Source organism: Paenibacillus maysiensis (assembly GCF_000520815.1).
Taxonomy (GTDB): Bacteria; Bacillota; Bacilli; order Paenibacillales; family Paenibacillaceae; genus Paenibacillus; species Paenibacillus maysiensis.
This window is the reverse complement of sequence record NZ_ASRY01000118.1, coordinates 1-2,416: the sequence shown is the minus strand read 5'-3', so window position 1 is coordinate 2,416 and position 2,416 is coordinate 1. Positions and strand designations below refer to the sequence as shown.

Annotated in this window: 3 protein-coding genes; all 3 read right to left on the bottom strand. The window is 53.4% G+C overall.

The annotated features are described in order from the left end of the window. A partial coding sequence (locus L696_RS0107765) for an ABC transporter ATP-binding protein (RefSeq protein ID WP_025683138.1) occupies positions 1-938 on the bottom strand: 938 nt, incomplete at its 3' end. Positions 939-999: 61 nt separating this feature from the next. Beyond that, complete coding sequence (locus tag L696_RS0107760) at positions 1,000-1,845, bottom strand: ABC transporter permease (RefSeq protein ID WP_025683137.1); 846 nt, start codon at positions 1,843-1,845, stop codon at positions 1,000-1,002. Between the two features lie 4 nt (positions 1,846-1,849). Then, on the bottom strand, positions 1,850-2,416 hold a 567-nt coding region (locus L696_RS0107755), incomplete at its 5' end, for an ABC transporter permease (RefSeq protein WP_025683136.1).

The window sequence follows — 2,416 nt, the reverse complement described above, 5'->3', positions numbered from 1 at the left end:
TGATCCGAGCGAAGCTCCACCATCGGCGGCCGCTCTACACAGCGGGCAAAGGCGTGCGGGCACCGTTCCATGAACGGACAGCCGGACGGCGGGTCCAGCAGGTCCGGCGGCGTGCCCTCAATCGGCACCAGCCGCTCGCGGAAGCCGTTCGTGCGCTGCGGCACAGAGCGCAGCAGGCCCTGCGTATACGGGTGGGCCGGACGATAAAAGATATCGTCCACGCGACCCTCCTCCATCACCATGCCGCCGTACATCACGATGACACGGCTGCACACCTGAGCGACGACGCCCAGATCATGAGTGATCAGGGCAATCGCCATGTCGGATTGCTGCTTCAACGTCTTGAGCAGCTCCAAAATTTGCGCCTGGATCGTCACGTCCAGCGCCGTGGTCGGCTCGTCAGCAATCAGCAGCTCCGGGCTGCACGAGAGCGCCATCGCGATCATCACCCGCTGACGCATCCCCCCGCTGAATTGATGCGGGTATTGGTTCATCCGGCGTTCCGGCTCGGTAATCCCCACCTGTCGCAGCAGCTCCACAGCAGCTTTCGTGGCCGCTTCCTTGCTCAGTCCCCGGTGTCTGCGAATCACCTCGACCAGATGATAGCCGACCTTCTTCACCGGATTCAGCGAGGTCATCGGGTCCTGAAAGACCATCGCAATCTGGTTACCGCGTATTTTGCGCCATTGCTTTTCCGTCAGAGCGGTCAGACTTTCTCCCCGGTAACGGATGTCGCCATTCAGCCGTTTGCCCGGCGGGGCAATCATGGACATGATCGCTTTGGCTGTAACGCTTTTACCGCTACCGGATTCTCCTACAATTCCTACCGTTTCTCCAGCATCAATACGAAAGCTAACCCCTCGAACTGCCTGATTCTCCCCCTCACGAGTGAAAAAGGAAACCTCCAGCTGTTCGACAGACAGCAGATGTTCAGTCATTGTGTTGTCGCTCCTTTCTGTCGCTCCTGGAGCCATTGGTAATGGATCTTGTAGCTGCGAATCATCGTTTCACCAGCTTGGGTTCAAAGCCTACACGCAGCACGTCCCCCAAGACATTAAAGCTCAGCACGGTCAGTAAAATAAGCAGCCCAGGGAATAAGGCCATATATGGAGCCTGTGCAATATACCCTTGAGCATTATTCAGCATACTTCCCCATGTCGCGTTCGGCAGTTGCACACCAAAGCCGAGGAAGCTCAGTGAAGATTCCATCATAATCGCCGAAGCGATATTGTTCGTCGCCCCCACGATAATTACCGGAATCAGGTTCGGGACAATGTGCTTCAGAATGATCCCGAATGTGCTTTGTCCCGAAGCTTTGGCATACAGCACATATTCCCGTTCCCGCAGCGTCATCGTCTCTGCTCGGACCACCCGGGCAATATTCATCCACATCAGCAGGGCGATAATGACAATAATATTGCCGACGCCCGGCTTCAAAAACACACTCAACAGCAAAATAACCAAAAAAGACGGAATCGACATGATCAGCTCCAAAATCCGCATAAGTAAATTATCGATCCATCCTCCAAAATATCCGCTCACAATACCTACCACTGCACCGATACTGGTCGCAATAATCATGGACGCAAAGCCTACCAGCAATGATACACGTCCACCGTACAGTGCTCTTGTAAAATAGTCCCGCCCATAATCATCCGTGCCAAACCAGTGTGCCGCTCCCGGCGGTTGGAGACGCTCCAGCACGTTCAGCTTGTTCGGGTCCTGCGGCGACAGAAAAGCGAAGATTGCCCCCAGCGAGAATACGATCAATAGTATGAGGGCGGCGGCGCCCATTTTGCTCGTCATCAGCTCGATCCCGATGTTGCGCCATTTGCTCCGATTCATGAGTTCACCTCGTTGATTTAATTCTCGGGTCCGCGATGCTGTATAAAATATCTGCTAGCAGATTGCCCAAGATCAGCAGCAGGGCGGAAAACAGTGTAATGCCCATGATAACGGGATAATCCATCCCTTTTACCGCCGTCATGCCCAGCGAGCCAATACCCGGCCAAGAAAATACCGTCTCGGTTACGATGGCTCCGGCTACCAGATCCGCAACCGACATACCAAGCAGCGTAATGATAGGCAGCAGCACATGCTTGAGCACATGCCGAAATAAAACCAGTCGTTTGCCAGACCCGAACGCATATTGAATCTGCACGTATTCTTCCTTGAGCTGCGTAATTGTACTGGAACGGATATACCTCACATACACAGATAAAAACCCGAAGGCCAGCACAAAACACGGTAAAATCCCATGCTTGATCACATCCAGCGCCGAGTCCGTTCCAATGGTACGCATCCCTGTACTCGGAAGCCAATGCAGATAAATCGCAAACAAATAAATAAGTAAAATGCCCAGCCAAAACAAAGGCACAGAAATTCCGATGTATGACATCAGATTAATGAGCTTGTC

Excerpts from the sequence above, each read along its gene's own strand:
- L696_RS0107760 (WP_025683137.1), bottom strand. The coding sequence starts at position 1,845 with ATGAATCGGAGCAAATGGCGCAACATCGGGATCGAGCTGATGACGAGC.